Annotated in this window: 25 protein-coding genes and 1 pseudogene; 10 read left to right on the top strand and 16 right to left on the bottom strand. The window is 67.2% G+C overall.

Annotated features, from left to right (window positions below; translation table 11 throughout):
- Positions 1-687: 687 nt before the first annotated feature.
- Entirely contained in the window at positions 688-1,350 is a 663-nt protein-coding gene (locus E0H73_RS44510) for a lysoplasmalogenase (protein ID WP_337590354.1), read from the top strand.
- A gap of 277 nt (positions 1,351-1,627) precedes the next feature.
- Here E0H73_RS44510 and E0H73_RS44505 read toward each other — a convergent pair whose 3' ends face one another.
- From E0H73_RS44505 to E0H73_RS47750, 6 genes and pseudogenes are all read right to left on the bottom strand, one after another.
- A complete protein-coding gene (locus tag E0H73_RS44505; protein WP_131367225.1) occupies positions 1,628-2,116 on the bottom strand; it encodes a CinA family protein in 489 nt (162 codons plus the stop codon).
- Positions 2,117-2,136: 20 nt separating this feature from the next.
- Positions 2,137-2,562, bottom strand: a complete 426-nt coding sequence (locus tag E0H73_RS44500; protein ID WP_131367223.1) for an MFS transporter — start codon at positions 2,560-2,562, stop codon at positions 2,137-2,139.
- 2 nt (positions 2,563-2,564) lie between these two features.
- Positions 2,565-3,143: pseudogene (locus E0H73_RS44495) on the bottom strand (MFS transporter); the annotation flags it as partial.
- Between the two features lie 82 nt (positions 3,144-3,225).
- Complete coding sequence (locus E0H73_RS44490; RefSeq protein WP_131367219.1) at positions 3,226-3,408, bottom strand: hypothetical protein; 183 nt, start codon at positions 3,406-3,408, stop codon at positions 3,226-3,228.
- A 263-nt stretch (positions 3,409-3,671) separates the two neighbouring features.
- On the bottom strand, positions 3,672-3,947 hold the full coding sequence (locus E0H73_RS44485) for a CBS domain-containing protein (RefSeq protein ID WP_238164678.1): 276 nt from the start codon (positions 3,945-3,947) through the stop codon (positions 3,672-3,674).
- On the bottom strand, positions 3,931-4,089 hold the full coding sequence (locus E0H73_RS47750) for a CBS domain-containing protein (protein WP_238164677.1): 159 nt from the start codon (positions 4,087-4,089) through the stop codon (positions 3,931-3,933). Before E0H73_RS47750 ends, E0H73_RS44485 begins: the two co-directional genes overlap by 17 nt.
- A gap of 219 nt (positions 4,090-4,308) precedes the next feature.
- Between E0H73_RS47750 and E0H73_RS44480 the strand changes: the two genes are divergently transcribed.
- Positions 4,309-5,115: an Fpg/Nei family DNA glycosylase gene (locus E0H73_RS44480; RefSeq protein WP_131367217.1), complete on the top strand. Its 807-nt coding sequence runs from the start codon at positions 4,309-4,311 to the stop codon at positions 5,113-5,115.
- A 234-nt stretch (positions 5,116-5,349) separates the two neighbouring features.
- Here the strand turns inward: E0H73_RS44480 and E0H73_RS44475 are convergent, their stop codons facing one another.
- Positions 5,350-6,381, bottom strand: coding sequence for a Ppx/GppA phosphatase family protein (locus tag E0H73_RS44475; RefSeq protein WP_131367215.1), 1,032 nt, complete (start codon positions 6,379-6,381; stop codon positions 5,350-5,352).
- A gap of 629 nt (positions 6,382-7,010) precedes the next feature.
- Between E0H73_RS44475 and E0H73_RS44465 the strand changes: the two genes are divergently transcribed.
- On the top strand, positions 7,011-7,268 hold the full coding sequence (locus E0H73_RS44465; protein WP_131367247.1) for a glycoside hydrolase family 38 N-terminal domain-containing protein: 258 nt from the start codon (positions 7,011-7,013) through the stop codon (positions 7,266-7,268).
- 566 nt (positions 7,269-7,834) lie between these two features.
- Complete coding sequence (locus E0H73_RS44460) at positions 7,835-9,100, top strand: MFS transporter (protein ID WP_131367213.1); 1,266 nt, start codon at positions 7,835-7,837, stop codon at positions 9,098-9,100.
- A gap of 236 nt (positions 9,101-9,336) precedes the next feature.
- On the opposite strand, the gene E0H73_RS44455 is transcribed toward E0H73_RS44460, so the two are convergent.
- The gene (locus tag E0H73_RS44455) at positions 9,337-9,984 is read right to left on the bottom strand and encodes a HemK2/MTQ2 family protein methyltransferase (RefSeq protein WP_131367211.1); all 648 of its coding nucleotides are present in this window, start codon (positions 9,982-9,984) and stop codon (positions 9,337-9,339) included.
- Positions 9,981-11,222 carry a carboxylate-amine ligase gene (locus tag E0H73_RS44450; protein WP_131367209.1) on the bottom strand — a complete coding sequence of 414 codons (1,242 nt, stop codon included), beginning with the start codon at positions 11,220-11,222 and terminating at the stop codon, positions 9,981-9,983. Before E0H73_RS44450 ends, E0H73_RS44455 begins: the two co-directional genes overlap by 4 nt.
- Positions 11,223-11,636: 414 nt before the next feature.
- Here E0H73_RS44450 and E0H73_RS44445 point away from each other — a divergent pair, with 414 nt between their 5' ends.
- Positions 11,637-11,921 (top strand): hypothetical protein, encoded by a 285-nt coding sequence (locus E0H73_RS44445; protein WP_131367207.1) that lies wholly within the window; start codon positions 11,637-11,639, stop codon positions 11,919-11,921.
- Between the two features lie 249 nt (positions 11,922-12,170).
- Here E0H73_RS44445 and E0H73_RS44440 read toward each other — a convergent pair whose 3' ends face one another.
- On the bottom strand, positions 12,171-12,608 hold the full coding sequence (locus E0H73_RS44440) for an SRPBCC family protein (protein WP_131367205.1): 438 nt from the start codon (positions 12,606-12,608) through the stop codon (positions 12,171-12,173).
- 141 nt (positions 12,609-12,749) lie between these two features.
- The gene (locus E0H73_RS48595; RefSeq protein ID WP_131367202.1) at positions 12,750-13,115 is read right to left on the bottom strand and encodes a GNAT family N-acetyltransferase; all 366 of its coding nucleotides are present in this window, start codon (positions 13,113-13,115) and stop codon (positions 12,750-12,752) included.
- Positions 13,116-13,206: 91 nt separating this feature from the next.
- On the opposite strand from E0H73_RS48595, the gene E0H73_RS44430 reads away from it, so the two are divergent.
- Both E0H73_RS44430 and E0H73_RS44425 read left to right on the top strand, forming a co-directional pair.
- Positions 13,207-13,635, top strand: coding sequence for a protein kinase domain-containing protein (locus E0H73_RS44430; RefSeq protein ID WP_131367200.1), 429 nt, complete (start codon positions 13,207-13,209; stop codon positions 13,633-13,635).
- 322 nt (positions 13,636-13,957) lie between these two features.
- On the top strand, positions 13,958-14,548 hold the full coding sequence (locus E0H73_RS44425) for a hypothetical protein (protein ID WP_131367198.1): 591 nt from the start codon (positions 13,958-13,960) through the stop codon (positions 14,546-14,548).
- Positions 14,549-14,725: 177 nt separating this feature from the next.
- On the opposite strand, the gene E0H73_RS44420 is transcribed toward E0H73_RS44425, so the two are convergent.
- The 4 genes from E0H73_RS44420 to E0H73_RS44405 form a co-directional block, all read right to left on the bottom strand.
- Positions 14,726-15,415 carry a DUF4386 domain-containing protein gene (locus tag E0H73_RS44420; protein ID WP_238164676.1) on the bottom strand — a complete coding sequence of 230 codons (690 nt, stop codon included), beginning with the start codon at positions 15,413-15,415 and terminating at the stop codon, positions 14,726-14,728.
- A 2-nt stretch (positions 15,416-15,417) separates the two neighbouring features.
- On the bottom strand, positions 15,418-15,999 hold the full coding sequence (locus E0H73_RS44415; RefSeq protein WP_131367194.1) for a hypothetical protein: 582 nt from the start codon (positions 15,997-15,999) through the stop codon (positions 15,418-15,420).
- 250 nt (positions 16,000-16,249) lie between these two features.
- The gene (locus tag E0H73_RS44410) at positions 16,250-16,696 is read right to left on the bottom strand and encodes a BON domain-containing protein (RefSeq protein WP_165556158.1); all 447 of its coding nucleotides are present in this window, start codon (positions 16,694-16,696) and stop codon (positions 16,250-16,252) included.
- A 75-nt stretch (positions 16,697-16,771) separates the two neighbouring features.
- On the bottom strand, positions 16,772-17,038 hold the full coding sequence (locus E0H73_RS44405) for a hypothetical protein (protein WP_131367190.1): 267 nt from the start codon (positions 17,036-17,038) through the stop codon (positions 16,772-16,774).
- Positions 17,039-17,374: 336 nt separating this feature from the next.
- Between E0H73_RS44405 and E0H73_RS44400 the strand changes: the two genes are divergently transcribed.
- Entirely contained in the window at positions 17,375-18,166 is a 792-nt protein-coding gene (locus tag E0H73_RS44400) for a GAF and ANTAR domain-containing protein (RefSeq protein WP_131367188.1), read from the top strand.
- Positions 18,167-18,295: 129 nt separating this feature from the next.
- On the opposite strand, the gene E0H73_RS46885 is transcribed toward E0H73_RS44400, so the two are convergent.
- Positions 18,296-18,595 (bottom strand): Orn/Lys/Arg family decarboxylase, encoded by a 300-nt coding sequence (locus tag E0H73_RS46885; protein WP_202867912.1) that lies wholly within the window; start codon positions 18,593-18,595, stop codon positions 18,296-18,298.
- Positions 18,596-18,915: 320 nt separating this feature from the next.
- Here E0H73_RS46885 and E0H73_RS46880 point away from each other — a divergent pair, with 320 nt between their 5' ends.
- Together E0H73_RS46880 and E0H73_RS44390 are read left to right on the top strand one after the other, a co-directional pair.
- Positions 18,916-19,125 carry a hypothetical protein gene (locus E0H73_RS46880; RefSeq protein ID WP_202867911.1) on the top strand — a complete coding sequence of 70 codons (210 nt, stop codon included), beginning with the start codon at positions 18,916-18,918 and terminating at the stop codon, positions 19,123-19,125.
- A 248-nt stretch (positions 19,126-19,373) separates the two neighbouring features.
- Positions 19,374-19,532, top strand: a 159-nt coding sequence (locus E0H73_RS44390; RefSeq protein WP_202867910.1) for a manganese catalase family protein, incomplete at its 3' end; no start/stop codon positions are given.

The following is a 19,532-nucleotide window of genomic DNA, read 5'->3' as shown; positions in this document are numbered from 1 at the left end:
GAGCTTCGTCCAGACCCAGGTCGTGACCAGATCAGAGGCAAGACGGACGGCGAGGCGGGGACATGTCGGCGTAGGTGATGGCTGGCTTGGCTCAGACGCGGTCTTGGGCCGTCGTGACACCGGCTGCGTGGGCACAGGAGGCGCAGCAGAAGACAGTCGCGCCCTGCTGTACGCCATGACCGAGGATTCGGCACCCACAATGAGCGCATGTCGGCGCGATCCGGTGGGCCGCGCACTCGATGCTGTCGAACACGAAGCTCGAGCCGTCAGCCGTGATCACGGTGAACGCAGCGTCGTATTCATTGCCACAGACCTCACACGTCGCCATCTGTATCCCTCTGTCCCATCGGCCTTCATCTGACGAGAAACCGCGGTACCCGTCGAAATCTGTCTGAGCCCTGGTACCCATCCGGCCGGGCGGTCAACGGACGCAAGCTCGGTCGGCCGCGTGGCTGCGGCTGAGGCTGTCAGAGAGTGGTTAGCAACCGTACGGCGATCGTCACTCTCAGCTGTCATCGAGACCACGCTCGCCGCCGCCAGCGTCGGCGACCGCGTGAGGGTCAGCGCCGACCCGATACCGACGGAACGACCCGGCAGGTTTCGCCGCAAGCGACGGGGTACCGGTCGCGTGTGAAGCATCGCGCTGGTCGCTTGGTCAATCGACTCGAGCTCGGTGGCTTGCTGTCGATGGGGCATTCACAGGACACGGGTTGGGCGGCTGCCTACTGGGGTTGTGCGATGGCCCATGCTGTCGGCCATGTGCTCAACGTTCCTGTCTTGCGAGTCGTCTCGAAGAGCGCACTCATGCCGACCCTCGCGGCATGGTCTAGATGCAGAGGATGTCCACGCCTCCTCGTAGCCGCCCTCCTCGCCTCGGCCACGGGCGACACCCTGATGGAGCAAGGCCTGTTGTACCCCGGCATGGCGACGTACGCCGCTGCACACGCCTGCTACGTGACGCTGTTCGCGCGCGGCCTCGAGCGAACTCGCTGGCAGGTCCTCGCGGCGTACACCGGCGCCGGTTCCGCGATCGTGGCTGTCCTTTGGCCGCGCCTCGGCCCGCTCCGGAGATCCGTCGCCGCCTATTCCGTGATGCTGACGGCGACTGCAGTCACCTCTGGCTGGTACGACCGGCGCACTGGGTCCGGCGGCGCACTCTTCCTCATCTCCGACGCTCTGATCGGTACCCGCCTTGCCGGCCACGACTTCCCGAGCCGCGCTCCGCTGGTCGGCCTCACTTACACGATCGGCCAATACCAATTGGCCTCCGGAGTCGTCGCGCACCATCGCCAACAGCGTATCCAGGTGGCTGCCAAGGGCAACGGCGCTACATGCCTCAAGCAATCGTGACAGGTTCCGACCGCGAGATCGCGCCTGGCTTGCGCACCTACATCAGACACACCCACAAGACCACTCGGCCGAACTGAGCCCTCTCTCGGACACCACGGATCGTCCCGGCCATCGGGTCGGCCGCATCCGGGAGAACCACCGCGTCCGGCGTCCGAATGAGGACACTCGCGCTGATCCGCTCACCGGGCACGATCGCTGGTCCGACGGACCACCCTCTTGACCGAGTGCGATGACCGCATGGACCTTGGTCTGCGAGGTATGTCACCCACGTCGCCATTCAGATCGTCACCAGCACGGTCGACAGCGCCTGGAGAGCGGCGATGGTTGCGAGTTCCACTACCCGCGGTGGAGCGCCATCGAACCGATGCTGGGCGACTTGCTCTTCCGAGCCCGAACTGACGGCGAGAAACACTGTTCCGGCGGGCTGGCCTTCGTCCGGACCCGGGCCACCAACTCCCGTCACTGCCACGGCGAGATCAGCACCCGTCAAGCGGGCAACACCACGAGCCATCTGAGCAGCGCACTGCGCCGTCACGACAGGTCCCGGCTCAACGCCTAGCACCGTGAACTTGACCTCCGACGCGTACGCCACCACGCCGCCGGTGAACCAGGAACTTGCCTCCGGAGCCGCACCCAAGCGGGACGCGATCCCACCGCTCGTCAAAGACTCAGCGACCGCGACCGTCAAACCCTTCTCCCGAGCCAGACCAGCAATCTGTTCCGCAATCGTTGCAGCCTCGCCCGCCGACTCCTCGACAACAGCCATCCCGTCATTCTGCACCCACCTCACAGAACGGGCGGATGGGTTGCCACGTGCAGGCTCAGCCATACTGGACGACGGCTGTGGGCAGAGTCCGGGCAGCACTGGCGGCGCCGACCACAAGGATCAGGGCGCCGATGAGGAAGGCCAGGGACGAGCCTGAAATGAAGGCGGCTGGACCCCCCGTCAGCGGCATGGGTTCGCGCGGTCGCCACCGTCGCCAGTGCAGTCAGCACGATGGCGCCACCCAGATGGGTCGAGGTCTGCAGGATTCCAGAGGCGAGCCCACGTTCGCCGTCACGAATCCCGCTCATCCCCTGCGCCGTGAGCGGTACGAAGGCCGCGGCGAAGGTAAAGCCGGCGATCACGAAGGCCGGCAGCAGATGTGTCGCATAGCCGTTGTCCGCGGGAGCACGGGACAGGAGGACGAACGCCGCGGCCGACGTGACCATGCTCAACCCGGCGTTCGGCGTGGACCTGCCACCGCGACGATCCGTGTTGCGGCCAATCCTCCGGCGCAGGCCGACACGGCGAGCGGGACGAAGGCGAGTCCGGTCTGCAGAGCGGAGTACCCGAGCACTTGTTGCAGGTAGAGCGTTGTGATGAACAGCATGCTGCCGAACCCACCGGCGTTGGCGACCAGCGCCAGGTTCGCACCGGTGAGGGCGCGATGCCGGAAGATCCCCAGCCTGACCACCGGAGCCGCCGTACGACGCTCGACGGCGACGAACCCGACCAGCAGAGCGACCGCACCCAGGAGCACCGGAATCGCGGTCACACCGAGCTGGTCGAACCGTGAGATCCCGAACGCCAACGTCCCGAATCCGGCCGCAGCCAGCGCCGCTCCGAGCAGGTCGAGTCGAGGTGCGGTCTGATCCCTGCTCGTGGGCAGCACTGCTGGAGCGAGCCCGGCCGCGACGAGGCCGATCGGTACGACGATGAAGAAGCACCCTGGCCAGCTCACAGTCGCAGCGAGGAGCCCGCCGAGGACCAGGCCGGCCACCATGCTGATATCCATGGCCGCCGAGAGATAACCGAGCGCACGGCACGGACCGACAACAGAAGCGCTGTACTGTGCGCGAACCCGGCAACCCCGGACGCCAGCGCGAACACGATCAGACCGGCGACCAGCACCCGGCGCCCACCGAACAGATCACCGGCCGTCCACCGACCAGCAGGAACGCCCCGAGAGTCAGGGTATAGGCCGCGACCACCCACTGCAGGTCGGCCTGCGAGGTCCCGAGATCACGCGCAATTGCCGGTAGAGCGACCGTCACCACCGTACCGTCCAACGTCACCAAGACATCCGCAGCACACAGCAACAGCAAGACAGGCCACCACTGCGGCCGGCCAAGACGACCACCGCAAGTCATTCGCGTCGCGTCGTCCTGGCGCGCCCAGCCGTCGTCGCAAGCACGTTCTTCGCCACCTCGCCAGATACGCCGTCTGTACGGCATCGACGGCTGATGGCCGAGCACCAGTCGATGTGGAGGCGTTGCGGTCGTCCAGCTGCTTGCTGATCTTGGCCTCGAGACGCTCGCCGGACCCGACGGACCGATCGTCAGGGTCGAGAGACATCCTGGACGACGTCACCGGTATCCGACTTGCCGAGGCTGCGGGCGACATCGGCCAAGGCCAGCATGCCGACCAAGTCATGGCCATCGATCACCGGCAAACGCCGTACCTGATGCTCGCTCATCGTCTGCATCGCCTCCTCGGCGCTGTCGTCGGCACCGATCGTCACCGGCTTCCCCTGGGCGAACTGCCCAGCGTTCGCTGCTGCTGGATCACCACCGTCCGCAATGCACTTCACCACGATGTCACGATCGGTCAGCATCCCCCTGCAACCGGTTGTCCTCGCCGCAGATCGGCAAGGCGCCGACATCCAGTTCCCGCATCTTGCGGGCGGCCTCGACCAGGCTCTCGTTCTCACCGACACACTCGGCACCGGCCGTCATCAACTCACGCGCGGTCGTCATCACCGAACACCTCGCTCACTCTCACAGTTCACGATGCTTCGAGTACCCAGCCGGTGCCCGGACCGGCACTCTGCATTCGTAGGTTCGCCATTTCGTCCCGGGGAGGGGAGCAGTCAGGGAGTCACCAAGATCTGTCGGGACTTGTTCGCCGACGAATAATCCGGAGGATTCAGGCGGCATCGCCGGTTGCCGCGGGGTGCGGCGGGGTACAGCGCAAGGGTGCCGGAGTTGCCGGATGTAGAAGGTTTTCGCCGGGTGCTCGCCGATCACGCGGTCGGGCGTCCGGTCCAGTACGTCGACGTGCTCGACGCCGGCGTCCTCCAGGGCATCGGTGTCCGGCGGCTACGTGGTGTACTGCGGGGACGGGAGTTCGGGCAGCCGTGGCGGCACGGCAAGCGGCTCTTCGTTCCGGTGACAGGCTCGCCTGATCATGACGACGGCACCGCTCCCGCCGTTCTCCTCCACTTCGGCATGACCGGATCATTGCACTGGGCAACCAGCCCACACCGCCACGACCGGATCGTCTTCGGTTTCGGCGACGGCGAACTGCGCTACCGCGACATGCGTAAGCTCCACGGACTCGGCTTCGCGCGCGATGAGAACGCTGTACGGCGTGTACTCGCCGAACTCGGTCCGGATGCGGCAGACCTGTCGGCCTCTGAGCTCACGGACCGACTGAGTGGGCTGCGCCGACAGGTCAAACCGGCGCTCGTGGACCAGTCGGTGATCGCGGGCCTCGGCAATCTCCTGGCCGACGAGATCCTCTGGCGCGCCTACATCCATCCCCGCCGATCGTGCGCCGATCTGCACGGCCACGACTTCACCCGCCTCCACGCCAGGATGCGCACCGTGTTACGGAAGTCAATCGAACAAGGGCGCGTGCCACCGCGCAAGACTTGGCTCACCGGCCGTCGCGGCGAAGCCTCGGGAGCCTGTCCGCGCTGCGGCACCGCGCTCTCCCACGGCCGCGTTGGCAGCAGGGGCACCACCTGGTGTCCCCACTGCCAACCAAAGATCGCCCCGTGAAACGGCCGATGCCTACTCTCGCGGGCGTTGCTCGTCCGGGTCTTCGTCGGGATCGGGTTCCGGGACCGGCTGCTCCAGCGGGCTGTCGTCACCGGGCCGCCGTCGTGACGCCGGGCTCGTCAGGACTGCCTCCAGGCACGACCGGTGGGACCGGCGGAACAGGAGAGGTGCTCATCACCATATCTCCTCGGGTGTGATCCAGTCGCAGCCGGTGGGGGTTCGGCGTCGTCCGGATCAGGCGGACGGGACCGGCATCACGGTGACGTTGGCCGGCTGTGTGACGGTGGGCTCGAGCACCTCGACGGGCTGCAGAGAATCGAGCGTGAGCGGCTGCTCCTGATGCATGACAGTCTCGAGGTGGTGCAAGATGATGCCTTCCCGCAGTGCCCACGGCGACACGTCCACCGACGTGATGTCGAGCGTCGTCATCACAGCGTGCGCGACGATGGCCCCGGCGACGACCTGCCGGGCACGAGCCTCGGAGATACCGCGGAGTCGACCTCGCTCGGCCGCCGGCACCTTCGCCAACCGGGGGATCCACGCCGCTACATCGGAGCGACGCAGGCGGCGCTGTACGAACGGTCCGGTCCGTTGTGGCGGAGCACCGCTCAGCCGAGCCAGTTGCTTGAAAGTCTTCGAACTGGCGATCACTCTCTTCGGATCGCCCTCCCACCGGAGCCGGTCCGAGACCTCCCGCAGCGTTGACCGGCTGTGCCGGCGCAGCTCACGCAACTGTCGCTTGTTCGGCGGATCGTCGGGCAAGAAGGCCCTGGTCAGCCGGCCCGCGCCTAGGGGAAGCGACACAGCCAGCTCAGGCTGCGCGTCGCGACCGAGGGCGATCTCCATCGAACCACCACCGATGTCCAGCACCAGCAACCGCCCGGCCGACCAGCCGTACCAGCGGCGGACCGCCAGGTACGTCAGCCGAGCCTCGTCCTCGCCCGTCAGGAACCTCGGCTGAATCCCCGCCTCGTCCCGCAACCGCGCCGCGATCTCCGCGCGATTCGAGGCATCACGCACCGCCGACGTCGCGAACGCGAACAGCCGATCCACCTGCAGCGATCGCGCTGCGGCCACAGTGTCGCGAACCGCCTCGATGACCCGGTCGACGCCCTCCTGCGTGATCGAACCGTCCGGCTGAATCGCCTCACCGAGCAGCGTGGCGTGCTTCACCGCATGCGTCGGCAGCGGCGGCGCACCGGGTGACGCCTCCACGACCTGCAGCTGGGCCGAATTCGATCCGACATCCAGCACACCGATTCTCACGCGACACCAGTGCCCACACCCGAAACGCCGTCCACCGCATGCCGATGCGTGCCGGCGGCCCTTGTCGTTTCATGGCACCTCCTGAACAGATTGCCTGATGCCACCGACCCGTCACACGATGCGAGCGACGAACCCGCGACTACGCTCCCGTCGCGTCGATGCCGTCTTCCAACTACAGCACGTGTTCCGGCTTCGCCACCGGGTTCGCGCCGTACCCGAACCCACCGACCACTCCCCGCTGTCGCCCTCATCGGTGACGCGGCGGTGGTCAGCTGTATCGCCAGCGACTACGCCTACGACGACGTGTTCGCGCGGCGGGTGAGCGCGCTGGCCCGTCCGGAAGACATCGTGGTCGGATCAGCACCTCCGGTACGTCGCCCGCCGGGGTCAACGGCCTGGCGGCGGCCCGGGCGAAGGGCGCCTGCTCGGTTGCTTCGCCTCCACGCGCGGCAAGAGCTCGCGGCAGCGGCGACTTTGCCCTCGTCGTACCGGCCGGAGAGACCGCCCGGATCCAGGAGATGCACGTCCTCGCCCTGCACCTGGTCAGCGAACTCGTCGACCGCTGGGCATTCGACACCGAAGAGCACCCATGACACAGCGCGGCCGACTCGGTCGCCTACCTCACCTGGATCGCCGAGCACGACCACGACCTGTTCGAGCGGATCCGCAAACGGGTCGCCGACGGCTGGATCGAGATCGTCGGCGGCTGGCGGGTCGAGCCCGACTGCAACATCCCCGGCAGCACGAGCGTGAGCTGCCCGGCCAGAAGTTCTGGTGGGCTGCGGACGGGTCGCGCGTGCTGGCCTACCGGATCCCGCACGAGTACTGCTCCGCCGGCGGCGAGATCTCCGGCCACGTCATCAAGGCGCTTCAGCAGTTGCCGGTGACAACGGAACCGCTGATGGTCTGCTATGGCGTCGGCAACCACGGCGGCGAACCGACGATCGAGAACATCGAGTTGATCGAACGCCTCGCCCAGCGGGGCCTACATCCTATGGAATCGATTCCAGACATGGCCATCCCACACCTGGGGGTCAATCCCGATCGGCCGGGCCGGCAAGGGTTCCGTCGCGCGACCGGTCACCACCGCGGCCACCGTCAAGACTGCGCCTGCTGTGGCCGTCGTACTGCCCGGCAGGACGGCGAATTCTCGCCCACCGGACGCCAGTCCCCTGCGCACCATCCAGCCGGCCAGTGGCGTCGGGCGGCTTGCGGGTCGACGATGCCAGACGGAGTCGGCACGGACCAGGGCTCTCGATCCGGATTCCGGCACCTTCAGGTTGGTAGTGCCGACATCCACACCCAACCAGGCCACCTTCGGAGCCTCGCCGGGAACGGTCGGTACCGCGAAATTGACCCCGCACTGCGAAGCAGGTAACGTGCCCCACCCCTAGCGACGCCTTCGGAGTGACGGGGTGGGGTTGTCCACCCACCCGGCTCCACGGAGGTTCGCGTGTCTGACAGCCAGAGATGGCGGCAGCTCGACTTTCGGCTACTGCTCATCGGCCAGACCACAAGTCAGCTCGGCGCCCAGGTCAGCGGTGTCGCCGTGCCACTTCTCGCAGTACTCGTCCTCGACGCGTCGCCGACGGCACTCGGCCTGGTGACGGCCGCCGGGACCATCGCCTTCACGCTCGTGGGGCTGCCGGCCGGTGCATGGATCGACCGCCGCCGGCGTCGCCCTGTGCTGATCGGCAGCGAACTCGTTCGTGCCGTCGCCCTCGCGACGCTTCCCCTCTCGGCCGTGTTCGGCCTGCTGACGATGACTCAACTGATCATGGTCTCCTTCCTTGTCGGGGTCACCCGCGTCTTCTTCGACGTCGGCTACCAGAGCTACCTCCCCTCGATCATCGGCAACGACCGGCTGCTGACAGGTAACGCGGCGATCGAGACAGTACGGGCGTCGGGCCAGGTCCTAGGCCCCGGCATTGGTGGCTGGCTCGTCGCGACAGCCGGCGCCGTGAACGTCGTACTCGTACAAGCAATGACCTCTGCACTCTCCGCAGGATCACTGGTCGCGATCCGGACACCGGAGCTTGCACCGGACCAATCGCCAGAGCCCCCACGATGGCGCACGCAGATCAAGGAAGGCCTGGTATTCGTGGCACGGTCACCGAGTCTGCGAGCGATCGCTCTCACCAGCGCCACAGGCAATCTCGCCTTCGCGACAGCGGCCTCGGTCTCCTTCATCTTTCTCGTGCGGACGCTCCTGCTGTCGCCTCGGCTGATCGGCTTGCTGCTCGCGGCAGGATCTGTGACGGCCATGGCGGGCGCGGCGCTGACGCCCCTGCTCGCTCGCCGGTTCGGATCGGCCCGCATCGTCTGGTTGGCTTTGGCCACAACCGGTCCCCTCGCCTTGCTGACGCCCCTCGCACAACCCGGTTGGTCCGTGGTCCTCGTCGCGGTCGGCACCGCGGCAGGGGAGTTCGGTCAGATCGTGTATGCGATCAGCAGTCTGAGCCTCCGGCAGCGCTTCTGTCCGCCGCAGCTTCTCGGCCGGGTGAACGCGACGATGCGCTTCCTCATCGTGGGCCTGTTTCCGCTCGGGGCAACGCTGGGCGGTGTCCTCGGCGAGCTGGTTGGCAGCCGGGTCACGCTGCTGATCGCCGGCGCCATCGTTGCCGTCTCGCCTGTTCCCGTCTATCTGGCCCTGCGCGGCGTCCGCGACGCCGACGAACTCCACGCCGGCCGACGGGCGCGACAGCTGTACGACGACTGATCGGCCAGGACTCGTGCACGCACTCGGCGCGATCGTCTGGGGTGGATGCTGGTCGCCACCCTTTGTTTCGCAGTCGCCGGAGCGTCCAGGACGTGATAGACGGTCGTCAGCGCCCGGCCGCGAGCGCTGTCAGTGAGGCAGTTCGCGGGTATCGACCAACTGGTGGGCGACGTCGCGCAGTTTGGGTTGGTGTCTTGGGAGTAGCGCCTCAGGACCGCGAACGCCTGATCAGTCCATCAGGATGCCCATTGCCTGGCACGGATGATTACCACGTCTTCCTCGTCGACGTCGGAGGCGATCGTCCCTGCGGCTTGCTGGCTTCGCATGAGGGGGCCTAGCGGACCCCGCTCACGCGCTCGCACTTCCACGTCGACCAGGCCGGCTCGTTGCAGCCGATCCAGGGTCGCGTCGGTATCGATGAGAGACGAATGTACGAGCAGAAGGACCCCACCAGGGCGCAGGTGGGCGGGGGCCTTGTCGCACAGTGCGTCGAGGACGATCCGCCCGTCGTGGCCCGCTTCCCATGCCCGGCACGCTCCACGGCGGGGCACGTCGGGTCGGGGCGAGGGCACGTACGGCGGGTTGCTCACGATCAGGTCGAACCGCTCCCCGGCCACAGGTGCGAACGTCCGGCCCCTCAGCGTCCGGATGCGGAGGCCGCACCGGAGCGCGTTGAGCTTGACGGTCAGTAGCGCTCGCCGGGAGACGTCGGTCGCGGTAGTGGCCGCGCCGCACGCCGCCGAGGTGAGTGCGAGGACACCGCTCCCAGTACAGACGTCGAGCACCCGCGAGCCTGGCCCGATGGCCTCCTGACGGATGGCGTGGGCCAGCATCCACGAGTCGGAGATGGGAGCGAAGACGCCCGGAAGGGTCAGCAGCTTCATTCGGTGAACACCTCCGCGAGCCAGGGCATGACCCGTTCGGGACCGAGCGCTCGGAGGTGCTCCACCACTGGGTTCTCCACCATCGCTCGTACGTCGTCCAGGCCGTCGGGTGCGTAGGACTCAGCGGCATCGATCAGGTCGTGGAGGCAGCGGCGGGCGGGTCGGGCCTCGCCGGTGCGCAGGTCGAGGAGTTCGCCGCGGACGCCGTCACGGAGCGCGGCCCACCGGTTCTCCGCAATCCTCCACGTCGGCGCCGGCGGTTGGAGCTCGCCGAGGTGGTGAAGCTCTGCGAACCGGGCGGCGAGCGCGTGCACGAGCCTTGCCACCGCGCTAGTCCCATCCACGGTCGGCTGTACGTCGAGGACCCGCAACTCGAGTGTGCCGTAGCGCAGGTGCGGTCGCAGCTCCCACCACCACTCTGACGTGTCGGAGACCGCGCCCCCTCGGACCAACCAGGCGAGGTCCCCGGCGAGCTGTTCCCAGGAGGCAATGATCGGGGGTATGCCCTGGCGGGGCAGCTCGGAGGCGATCACTGGACGCACTGAGCACAGGCCCGTGTCCCGTCCGGCGGCGAATGGGGCAGCACCCCCCAGCGCGGCCAGCTCCGGGAGAAGATCCCGCAGCGCGTGGTAGACGCCTAACGTGCAGTCGGCATTGCCGAAGGCCAGGTGCACCTGCAGCGAGGACACCAACTGCCGCTCGATGACCTGCCGATAGCGGGCACCGAGATCGGCGGCCCGCGCCGTGGACAACAGCGCGGTGGGTCCGTCGAGGAGAGGATGGACGGGAGCGGCTATCACGGCCAGGTCGGGACCGCAGGCGGCGGCGAGCAGTGCTCGGTGTGTGCGCAGCTCGTCGACGGCGACCGCCACGTCCCGGTGGACGGAGGTCGCGATCTCGAGCTGGCACGCCGGTAGCTCCGGCTTGACCCGTGGGTCACCGATCTCGGCCACCACGGCGGCGGCATCGGCCGGCAGCCAGCTCCCCCGGTGCACCACCAAGAGCTCCTCCTCGAACCCAACCGTGCCGGGAACAGTGCTCGAGAACAGCGACTGGAGCGTCGCGGCATCGAGCGGCCCGGCGTCCAGACGTTCGGCGCCGAGCGGAGCGTCGACCCCCGGGCCAGATGTCGGAGTGCCGGTGGAGTCCTGCAACCTGTTCCGATCGATCACGGGCGCGCCCACCGGATGGCCCACCCGTACCGAGGTCGAGGGGCGGACGGATTTGGCGTCGGCCATGGGAGCCTCTCGTTCGCGCCGGGCGCTCCGCGCGACCCGGTGTTCCTGAGGCTGCCCTTTGAACCCTGTCCACCCGATACCCGCCGCCTCGTTACCCAATCCTCGGCGAGGTGCCAATCTGACCGACCTTCACCCGCCCTCACTCCGGGCACCATGCTGCTCGGACGGTTGCAGGTGCCCTTCCTACACAACGTCGTACCCATGCTCTGCGGCGCGGTCGGTCTCGTCCTGGCCCGTACGGCCTCTGGTGCGTACGCGTTCCGATCGCCCTCGGTGTGGTCCCCCGGTCGTCAGTCCGTGCTGGACCGTTTGGCCGGTTTGTGTCGGCGAGAGGAGCGGCGCACAGTCGCGATGTCACGAGTGGGTCGGACAGTCGGCCGTGGTACTCGTGTCGCAGACGACGGGATCTCGTCGATGAGCAACTCCTTCTTCCGCTCGGACAACCTTCGCCGGAGCGGCCGATTCGTCGCCAGGTTCGCCCACCAGTTGAGCGTCAAGTCCGGTACGACGGTCAGCGCCCGCTGGAACCCGGTCAGCACGGCACCCAACTCGAGGTCGCGATGGCAGATCGCCTGGCAAGATGGTCCGAGCCTGCCGCTGATGCAGTACTACGCTTTGGGCAGGCGAATCGTCGAGCCGTGGGACACACAACTTCCGATGGTCAACTGGCAGGCGCGGGAGTTGATGGGCCGGGAGTAGTCCGAGCCTGCCCTGCGACCTTCCGCTGCCTCGGGCCCGGCCGGGATCGTCCCTGTCAGGTGCAGCTCGCGACCGGTGACAGGGTCGCAGCCGGTCTCGACCTCATCTGACCTTTTGGCAACGCTGTTTGATCCCAGTTGGCCCCACGACGGGGCCTCACGTCGTCGGCCTTTCTGAAGACTGCCACACCTACCTGGCGGTCAGGTCGACGGGTACCGGCGGGCGTTGGAGTGACGCGAGTTGCCTGGTTCAGCCCGAAACCGCGAGAGCGAGGCGGTCGAGGGATTCCTGTAGGCCGTCGGGTCCGATGACGGGCAGCTTGTCGATCATGTCGAGGTGGGTGAACTTCCGCCAGTCGTAGACATGCGTCACCAGGGAGCCGGATCCAGCCGGAGCCATCCGCCACAACCAGACATGTCCGGCCGGAGGATTCCCCGGCGAGGCCGGTGCCCACCCGATCGCCCGGTGGGGCTCGAATACCACCACGTGATTCTCGACGGTGTGGTCGCCCTTGAACGCGTTGTGCATGTTCATCGTGAACACCTGTCCGAGTTCGGTGAGCGTGACATGGTCCGCCGACCCCTGGACCATCCCGCTCGTATCGAGGAGGTGATGGTTGTCCGGCCGGACGAGGAACCCGAAAACGGTCTCCGGCGTGGCCGCCACGATCCTCGAGACCTCGATCATCCGCTCCGCACCACCACTCCGGTCCTCCCAAAAGAACTGAGCTCGTGCTCGCCAATGCCATTAGTCTGTCAGCTCCAAAGGCTCGGCACAGGCGGGTCCGTTCGCAACGAACTCCCGTGGGCAACTGGCAGGAACGGGAGTTCATGAGCCGGGAGTAGCTGGGTGCGCCGCGCCTTGATCGCCGCTCCAGACCCAGTCACCACTGCGGTTCCGTGGTTCGCGGTCAGCTTGCTTCTGTGCTGTCTTGATAGAACGGGTAGAGGCGGAAGCCGTCCTTCTCGAAGTGAGGGAATGTCCGGTAGAAGTCGGTGGCATCGTCCTGACTGAGGAGATCTCTTCGCTCCCGGCAAGGCGCAGAGCCTCGTTGACCATGGCACGGCCGATCCCCTCGCCGCGGCGAGTCTCGTCGACCACCATGTTGGCGAGGTACGCCTGTAGTTCTCCATCGCTGAAGAGCTCAGCGAACCCCATGACGGCCCCGTGATCAAGCGCGACGACCGTGGTCACGCCGGGGCCGTCAGCACTCTCGTAGCACGCGCCGGGTCCGCGGGGACGACGGCCAGCCTTCGTCGGTGCAGAGTCGAAGTACCCCGTCGAGATGTGCGGCCACAAACCGTGTGTAATCAGGCATCGGGCTATCGTTTCATCCTCGCGAAGGACACTGGGCCTCGCCGAGACGATCGGCGTCCTTCTCGACGTCGCCGGCGCCCTCGAGGCACTGTCGGACAAGGTGGTTCATCGGGATCTAAAGCCCGAGAACGTTCTCCTGTTGGCCGGGGCCTGGTCGGTTGCAGACTTCGGGATCGCGCGGTACGTCGATGCCGTCACTGCGACGACGACGTTCAAGGGGTGGCAGACACATGAGTACGCTGCGCCGGAGCGGTGGCGGGTGGAGACCGCGACGCCAGCGACCGACGTCTACTCGCTGGGCGTGATGGCGTACGAGCTGATCGTTGGACGCAGGCCGTTCGACGGCGACCAGGCCGCGCTACAGGATGCCCACCTTCACCAGGCCCTCCGCTGCTAGATGATGTGCCGCCGGCATTTGCGGCGCTCGTCGACGAGATGATCAGAAGCCTCCGGGGCCCGGCCGGCGGCCGCAGATGTTGTCCGTCGACTCCAGCGCGAGTTAGAACGTGGCCAGAGACGCGGCGGGGTGGCCGCGCTTGAGCTGGCGAACCAGCAAGCTGTCCGCGAGAAGGTCGAGAGCGACGCTGCCGCCAGGGCGGCGGCCACCGCGAAGCAGCGCCGGCTTGAACTTCGGACGAGTGGTGCTGGCCTGATTCAGAGGTCCAGGCCGCGGTACTGGCCGAGCTGAGGAGATCGCACCCTCGGCCAAGGTTGAGACAATGCCATCGGGCTGGACGATCATGCTCAACGGCGCGCAGCTCACCTTCAGGTCTGACAACATCGACTCGTATCAGTTGTGGGGTGGTTCCCCAGGGCCATTCGACGTTGTAGAGATCACCGAGATCAGCCTGCGCCTGCCGCGCGGTTACCATGGATGGGAGGGGCGGTCCCACTCATTGTGGTACTGCGACGCTCAGAATGAGTCGCAGTTCAAGTGGTACGAAACCGCCTTCATGACGATGGCGTTGATGGGTCGCAGCAGGACGGTCGAGCCGTTCTCCCTGGCGCCAGACGGCGACGCCGCTGGAGCACTCTCCAACGTCATGACCACCAACGGGCTGGCAGGCAGTATCGCCGGCGTCGAGGTGGAGTCCCTGCAGTGGACTCGACGCATCTCCACGCAGGCCGTCGGATTGGCGATGATTCGCAACGTGCGCGCCGGACTGCCACCGCTGGGCCGGTACGCCGACTTGGATGCCGTGGTGGCCTCGCTGGACACGATGGATTTCCCGAGCGAGGTACCGCTCGTGACGTTCGGTTGGCTGCCTGGCTGGCGCAGCACCGGTCTATCCACAGTGCCGTTGACCTAGTCTCCGGCCCGTAACCCGGGGACAGGACAACGCGACTAGGAGCTCACACCAAGCGCGGCGAGCTGGACACTAGTACGGCAGCCGTAGTTCGTGATGAATGACGGTTCGGCGGGCGCACCGCTCCTCTCTGGGCCGGCCGTCCATCCTCGACGGCCAGATGGAGCGATCCAGTGCTGTCTACGTGACCAGAAGCACCAGCCCCGAGAGGACGAGCCATAGCGACCAGGCGATGTAGGTGATCGGGACTATCGCGCCCGCAAGCTTCCAACCCTGCTCCTCGAAGCGGCCGACGAATTCCACAGAACCGGCGACGAGGAACAGTCCGATGATGATCCCCGGCCAAGCGAGCCACGCCTCGAACGCGGACGACTGGACCATCGCCACCCCGACGAGCATCGTCCACGCGCCTGTAAAGAGATAGCCGAGACATTCCCCGATTCCGATCCCGAGGTAGCGGTGGAACGACTCGAAGGCAACCGCTGTCGCCTCGCGCGTCGCCTGGCTCGACGCCGGATCGGCGTACGTGCGTGCCAGGTGCGGAACGAGGAACGGCCAGCGTGCAAGCCCGAGGAACTGCACGACGGCCGCGAGGACACCCACCACGGTCGCCGTGGGCACAACGGCGAGGTCGTCGCGGGCGAGCACCTGTCCCAGGAGGACGGCAAGCGGCGCGAGCAGGACGGCCGTCAGCATGAAGCCGTACCAGAGCAGCTTGAGACTCGCCCCGCCCGCCTGGAAGCGCCTCAGGATGTCCTCGGTTGGACTGCGCAGGATGTCCGGGTAGTCGAAACGTCGCGCGAGCAGGAAGAAGGACGCGTTGAACGCGAGCGGCAGCAGGATGAGGAGCGCGCCTGCGGCGCGTTCCACGTTCACCTGGCTGCCGGCCCCGGGACCTCGGGTGTCGCTGCCCGGAACAGCACCGCCAGGACCAGCCAGGTCAGCAGCCCGAACACGATCGCTCCGCTCGCACCGAAGTTCGGGAATCGCTCATCGACGTTTGTCGTGATCACGTACGACGTCACGAACCAGCCAAGCGCCCAGGCGGGCGGGTTCGCAACCGCCCACCAGAATGCGCCAGGGATCCGGCGTTGTGCGAGCACCAGCGCCTGCAGCACTCCTACACCGACACCGGTCGCGGCACCGATGATGACAACGTCTCCTCGATCGATCCCGTAATCGACCAGAGCCGCTCCCGTCGCCAAGCCCAGCGCCAGTCCCGCGCTCGTCGCCGGGATCCAGAGCCACGAGATCCACCGCCGTAACGCGAACCATTCTGCTGCTCCGATGACTGCGCCCGCGATGAGGCCGGCTGCGAGCGCCGCCCCCACGGAATCGACTCCGTCAACGACGAGGTCTGCGATATACCCCCCGATCGGGAAGCCGACGAGAACCCCCACCGGCCAGAGCCACATCCCACGCGCGGTACTCGTCGAGTCGCCTTGCGTACCCATGGTCGAGCCTCTTCCTCTGGGTATTGGGATGTTCAGTCTCTCCCCCCGGGGACGGAATGCCCATCCCCGCTCCTACGGCAAGTCCAGGGCAGCTCGTCCACGACCCCGAGTCGTCGAGCCGCCGCCTCGACCCCAAACCGCCAGATCACGAATTACGGCTGGAGTACTAGGCGGGCTGCACGGTGCAGCGGCCGGCGTGCTGGTTTTCAACGCCGGCGGCCTCGCACGAACGAGCAGTCTCGTGGTGGTGTCAGGCGGACGTGAGGTGTGACCGGACCTCGTGGACCCCGGCGATGCCGTCGATGGCGTTGACGATCTCGGTTTCCGCCTCGCTGTTGGGGATTTCGCCGTGCAGGATCACGGTGCCGTTCTCGACCGTGACGAGCACGTGCGGCACGTGCAGTCGCTTCTCCAGTGGTCCGATGCTGGAGCGCACACGGTCGGCCAGCGTCGCGTCGTCCACGTTGACGTCCGGATGGCGCCGCAGCGCGTGGTAGGTGAAGCCCTTCGCCTGGCCGACCCAATGACGGCCCCGGCGGCGCAGATCCGCGACCGTGCTCTCGGCGCGGCTGGAATGCCGCAGCCTGTCGATACCGATCTTCGCGCCGACGGCGGCACCGACCACCGCGGCGGTTGCGAGCAGTTTGCGCAGAGTCATCATCGCCTCCAGCGCCGCTTCACTGTCACCATGGTTCACCTTGTCGAGCTGTGATGAACACGAGTACCGCCCTGACCCCTGCGCAGGGCGGTACTCGATTGTTGCGGAGTGCATCTACCGGTCGTCGGAGGAATCGCGACTGCCGGCCTTGGCTAGGCCACGGCTGACCATGTAGCCGATCGTCAGCAACGTGACGTAGAACCACGCCTCCTTCGCCCCGAACACGCCGTCGTCGACGACCGCGGAGGCGATCAGGACGCCCAGTACGGCCAGCACGTAGGCGACCAGTTCGGTGGTCTTGAAGGCCGGCTTGGTGTCGGTGCCGCTACGGCGGTCGGAACGGATCGCGTGGTTGGCGTTGGTCTCAGAGTGAGTAGACATGCGTGTGGTGCTCCTTGACTGGATTCAGCGAAAGCACCTGGCGTCTCAAGTGCGGAAGCGGGCTCATCGAGCGCCGCTCCCAGCGCAGTGCCCCTCCGAGCCACCGCGAAACCTCTGGCGACGAAACAGGACCTGTTGCCTGCATCAAGCCTGCAACGTCGACGAGTTGCTCGAACTCAGGCGGATGGTGGTCAGGGCCAAAGACTTCGCCCGATCGCCGACCCCGCATGTCCACGTGAGCGCGCAGAGTCCGGGTTCTCCGTGGCAAGGAGTCCGGCGACCGGTCGGCCCGGCGTCTGAGGCGGAGCCGGGCTGCCGTGAGGGATGATGTGGGATATGGATCACAGAGTACGCCGGGGTGCCGACGCCGAGTCACCGCGGGAAACCTACCGGCAGGCGATTCAGCCTGCTGACGGGGAGACCGCAGCAACGTTCGCGCGGCTGGCCGTCGAGTTGCATGAGGCCGAGAGCGTTGAGGAGACCGTTGAGGCTGTCGTCCAGTTCGCACTCCAGGCGTTGAACTGCACCTACGCCGGCGTCGCCCTCCACACCCGGGGCTCCAGGCCCGAGATCGCCGCCGTGACCGATCAGGTCGTAGCCGACGTCTACAACCTGCAGATCGACTCCCAGGCCGGGCCGCTGGTCGAGTCGCTGCGTGACCGGACCATCGTGCTGATTCGCGACACCACCTCGGACAACCGCTGGCCGGACTGGGCCGTGAAGGTCGCCGGTCTCGGCGTCCGCAGCGTGCTGGACGTACCCCTCGCCGTCGGCGCCAATGGACAGTCCGTGGGTGTGCTCGGGCTCTACAGCCCTGATCCGGACGCGTTCGGAGCCGACGACGAGGCGATCGCACACATCCTCGCCCGGCACGCGTCGGTCGCGCTCGCGACGGCGCGCCGCGAGCAGACCATGACGCGAGCCGTCGACGCCCGCAAGTTGGTCGGCCAGGCGATGGGGATTCTGATGGAACGCTACGACCTCGACGGCGACCGCGCGTTCGCGATCCTCAGACGGTACTCCCAGGACACCAACACCAAGCTCCGTGACGTCGCCCAGCAACTCATCGACACCCGCAAACTCCCCGGCACAGCCGGACCCAGGACTGAACGCCGTACTCGGCCGTGATGACGAGCCGGCGGTCGCGCACCTGGTCTGCTCACCGCGCGCGACCTGAGCCGTTGCAGCCCAGACCCTGACGCCTTCGGCACCCCCGGCGCCACCGGCGGCCCCCCACTCCCTTGACCAGCAGCGCATTCAGATCTCCCGGACCACCCGGATGGTCCGGACCGTGGCATCGGCCGCGTCCGGAATGACCATCGTGGCCTCGACACCCGACCGCAGATAGTCGACCGCACCCTCGCTGATCCGCTCCCCCGGCAGCATCGCCGGGATCCCCGGCGGGTACGGCGTGATCTGCTCGGCCGCGATCCGCCCGGCAGCCGCTCCCGCCGGCACGGCCTCCTGCGCGGCGAAGAACGCCTCCCGCGGCAGCATCACCTGCTCGTGCTCGAGCTCGCCCGGATCCGGCAGCACGACGGACTTCGGCGCGGGCAACTAGGTCCGGGTGAGATCGGCCAGGGCCGACACCGGCCGATCCGCGCGGTGCTGGTCGGGCGAAGGTGAACTGGGCCAGGATCCGGCGGTGGTCGGACAGCCCGATGTTGATCGCCCGCTCCGACCGCAACCAGTCGGCGGCCTGGAACCCCGAGATGCCCGCGTCCAGAGTGTCGATCATGATCTGCAGGCGATCGAGGTCGTGCGAGGCCTCTTCGGCGAGCAGCCGTTGCTCGCAGACCCGGAGCCCTGGCAGGTTGTCGATCTCGCCACGGGTTGTCCGGGGCCAGCTTCAGCGCAGACCCGAGCAGCTGCTCACCGTGCAGCACCATCTGCCGCCGCCATCGGTCCATCGCGGCGTAGAGCGGCACGTTCGGGCTCGTCGTCGACACCAGATCGGCGCTCTGCTTCCGCCGGATCGGTTCGATCAGGTCACCCTGCAGGTCCCGTCCGGCGACGGAGTCGTGGCGGCCGCCATCGTCGCACTCTTCACCGACAGCGAGCTGCCGCACGTGGAGAAGAACGCGTGATCGGCCCCGACCGCGTTGGCCATCAGCTCCTGAGCCCGCTCGAGAACCCGGCCACCACGCTTACGTCGTCCAGGCCACTGGTCGCGAGCACGTCCGACCGGAACACATCGGCTCCGGGCGGTCGAAAGTCGGGGGGCGGAAGGTAGGCATCGACGGTGCTTCGCGGGGTACCGAGGGCCGATCGGCCGGACGTGGGTCCAGTCAGGGACCGCGGTGACCGGTTGTCAGAAGTCGACAAGGGAGTCGCCATGTTCCGTCATACGAAGCGATTACAGTTCGAGGCCAAGCCCGAGCGACCCGATCCCGTCTATGCGCGCAAGTTGCAGGAGCTCATCGGTGGCGCTTTCGGCGAGATGAGTGTGACGATGCAGTACTTGTTCCAGGGCTGGAACTGCCGGATGGAAGGC

Origin of the sequence: Kribbella pittospori, assembly GCF_004331465.1 — a bacterium.
Taxonomy (GTDB): domain Bacteria; phylum Actinomycetota; class Actinomycetes; order Propionibacteriales; family Kribbellaceae; genus Kribbella; species Kribbella pittospori.
The sequence above is the reverse complement of the archived record's forward strand: the minus strand, read 5'-3'. Positions and strand labels throughout refer to the sequence as shown.

Coding starts and splice junctions, on each gene's coding strand:
- E0H73_RS44500 (WP_131367223.1), bottom strand. CDS start 2,562: ATGGTCACGTCGGCCGCGGCGTTCGTCCTCCTGTCCCGTGCTCCCGCG.
- E0H73_RS44400 (WP_131367188.1), top strand. CDS start 17,375: ATGGATCACAGAGTACGCCGGGGTGCCGACGCCGAGTCACCGCGGGAA.
- E0H73_RS44405 (WP_131367190.1), bottom strand. CDS start 17,038: ATGTCTACTCACTCTGAGACCAACGCCAACCACGCGATCCGTTCCGAC.
- E0H73_RS44440 (WP_131367205.1), bottom strand. CDS start 12,608: ATGATCGAGGTCTCGAGGATCGTGGCGGCCACGCCGGAGACCGTTTTC.
- E0H73_RS44430 (WP_131367200.1), top strand. CDS start 13,207: ATGTGCGGCCACAAACCGTGTGTAATCAGGCATCGGGCTATCGTTTCA.
- E0H73_RS44485 (WP_238164678.1), bottom strand. CDS start 3,947: ATGCTGACCGATCGTGACATCGTGGTGAAGTGCATTGCGGACGGTGGT.
- E0H73_RS47750 (WP_238164677.1), bottom strand. CDS start 4,089: ATGACGACCGCGCGTGAGTTGATGACGGCCGGTGCCGAGTGTGTCGGT.
- E0H73_RS44510 (WP_337590354.1), top strand. CDS start 688: ATGGGGCATTCACAGGACACGGGTTGGGCGGCTGCCTACTGGGGTTGT.
- E0H73_RS44415 (WP_131367194.1), bottom strand. CDS start 15,999: ATGGGTACGCAAGGCGACTCGACGAGTACCGCGCGTGGGATGTGGCTC.
- E0H73_RS44450 (WP_131367209.1), bottom strand. CDS start 11,222: ATGGCCGACGCCAAATCCGTCCGCCCCTCGACCTCGGTACGGGTGGGC.
- E0H73_RS44505 (WP_131367225.1), bottom strand. CDS start 2,116: ATGGCTGTTGTCGAGGAGTCGGCGGGCGAGGCTGCAACGATTGCGGAA.
- E0H73_RS44455 (WP_131367211.1), bottom strand. CDS start 9,984: ATGAAGCTGCTGACCCTTCCGGGCGTCTTCGCTCCCATCTCCGACTCG.
- E0H73_RS44425 (WP_131367198.1), top strand. CDS start 13,958: ATGCCATCGGGCTGGACGATCATGCTCAACGGCGCGCAGCTCACCTTC.
- E0H73_RS44445 (WP_131367207.1), top strand. CDS start 11,637: ATGAGCAACTCCTTCTTCCGCTCGGACAACCTTCGCCGGAGCGGCCGA.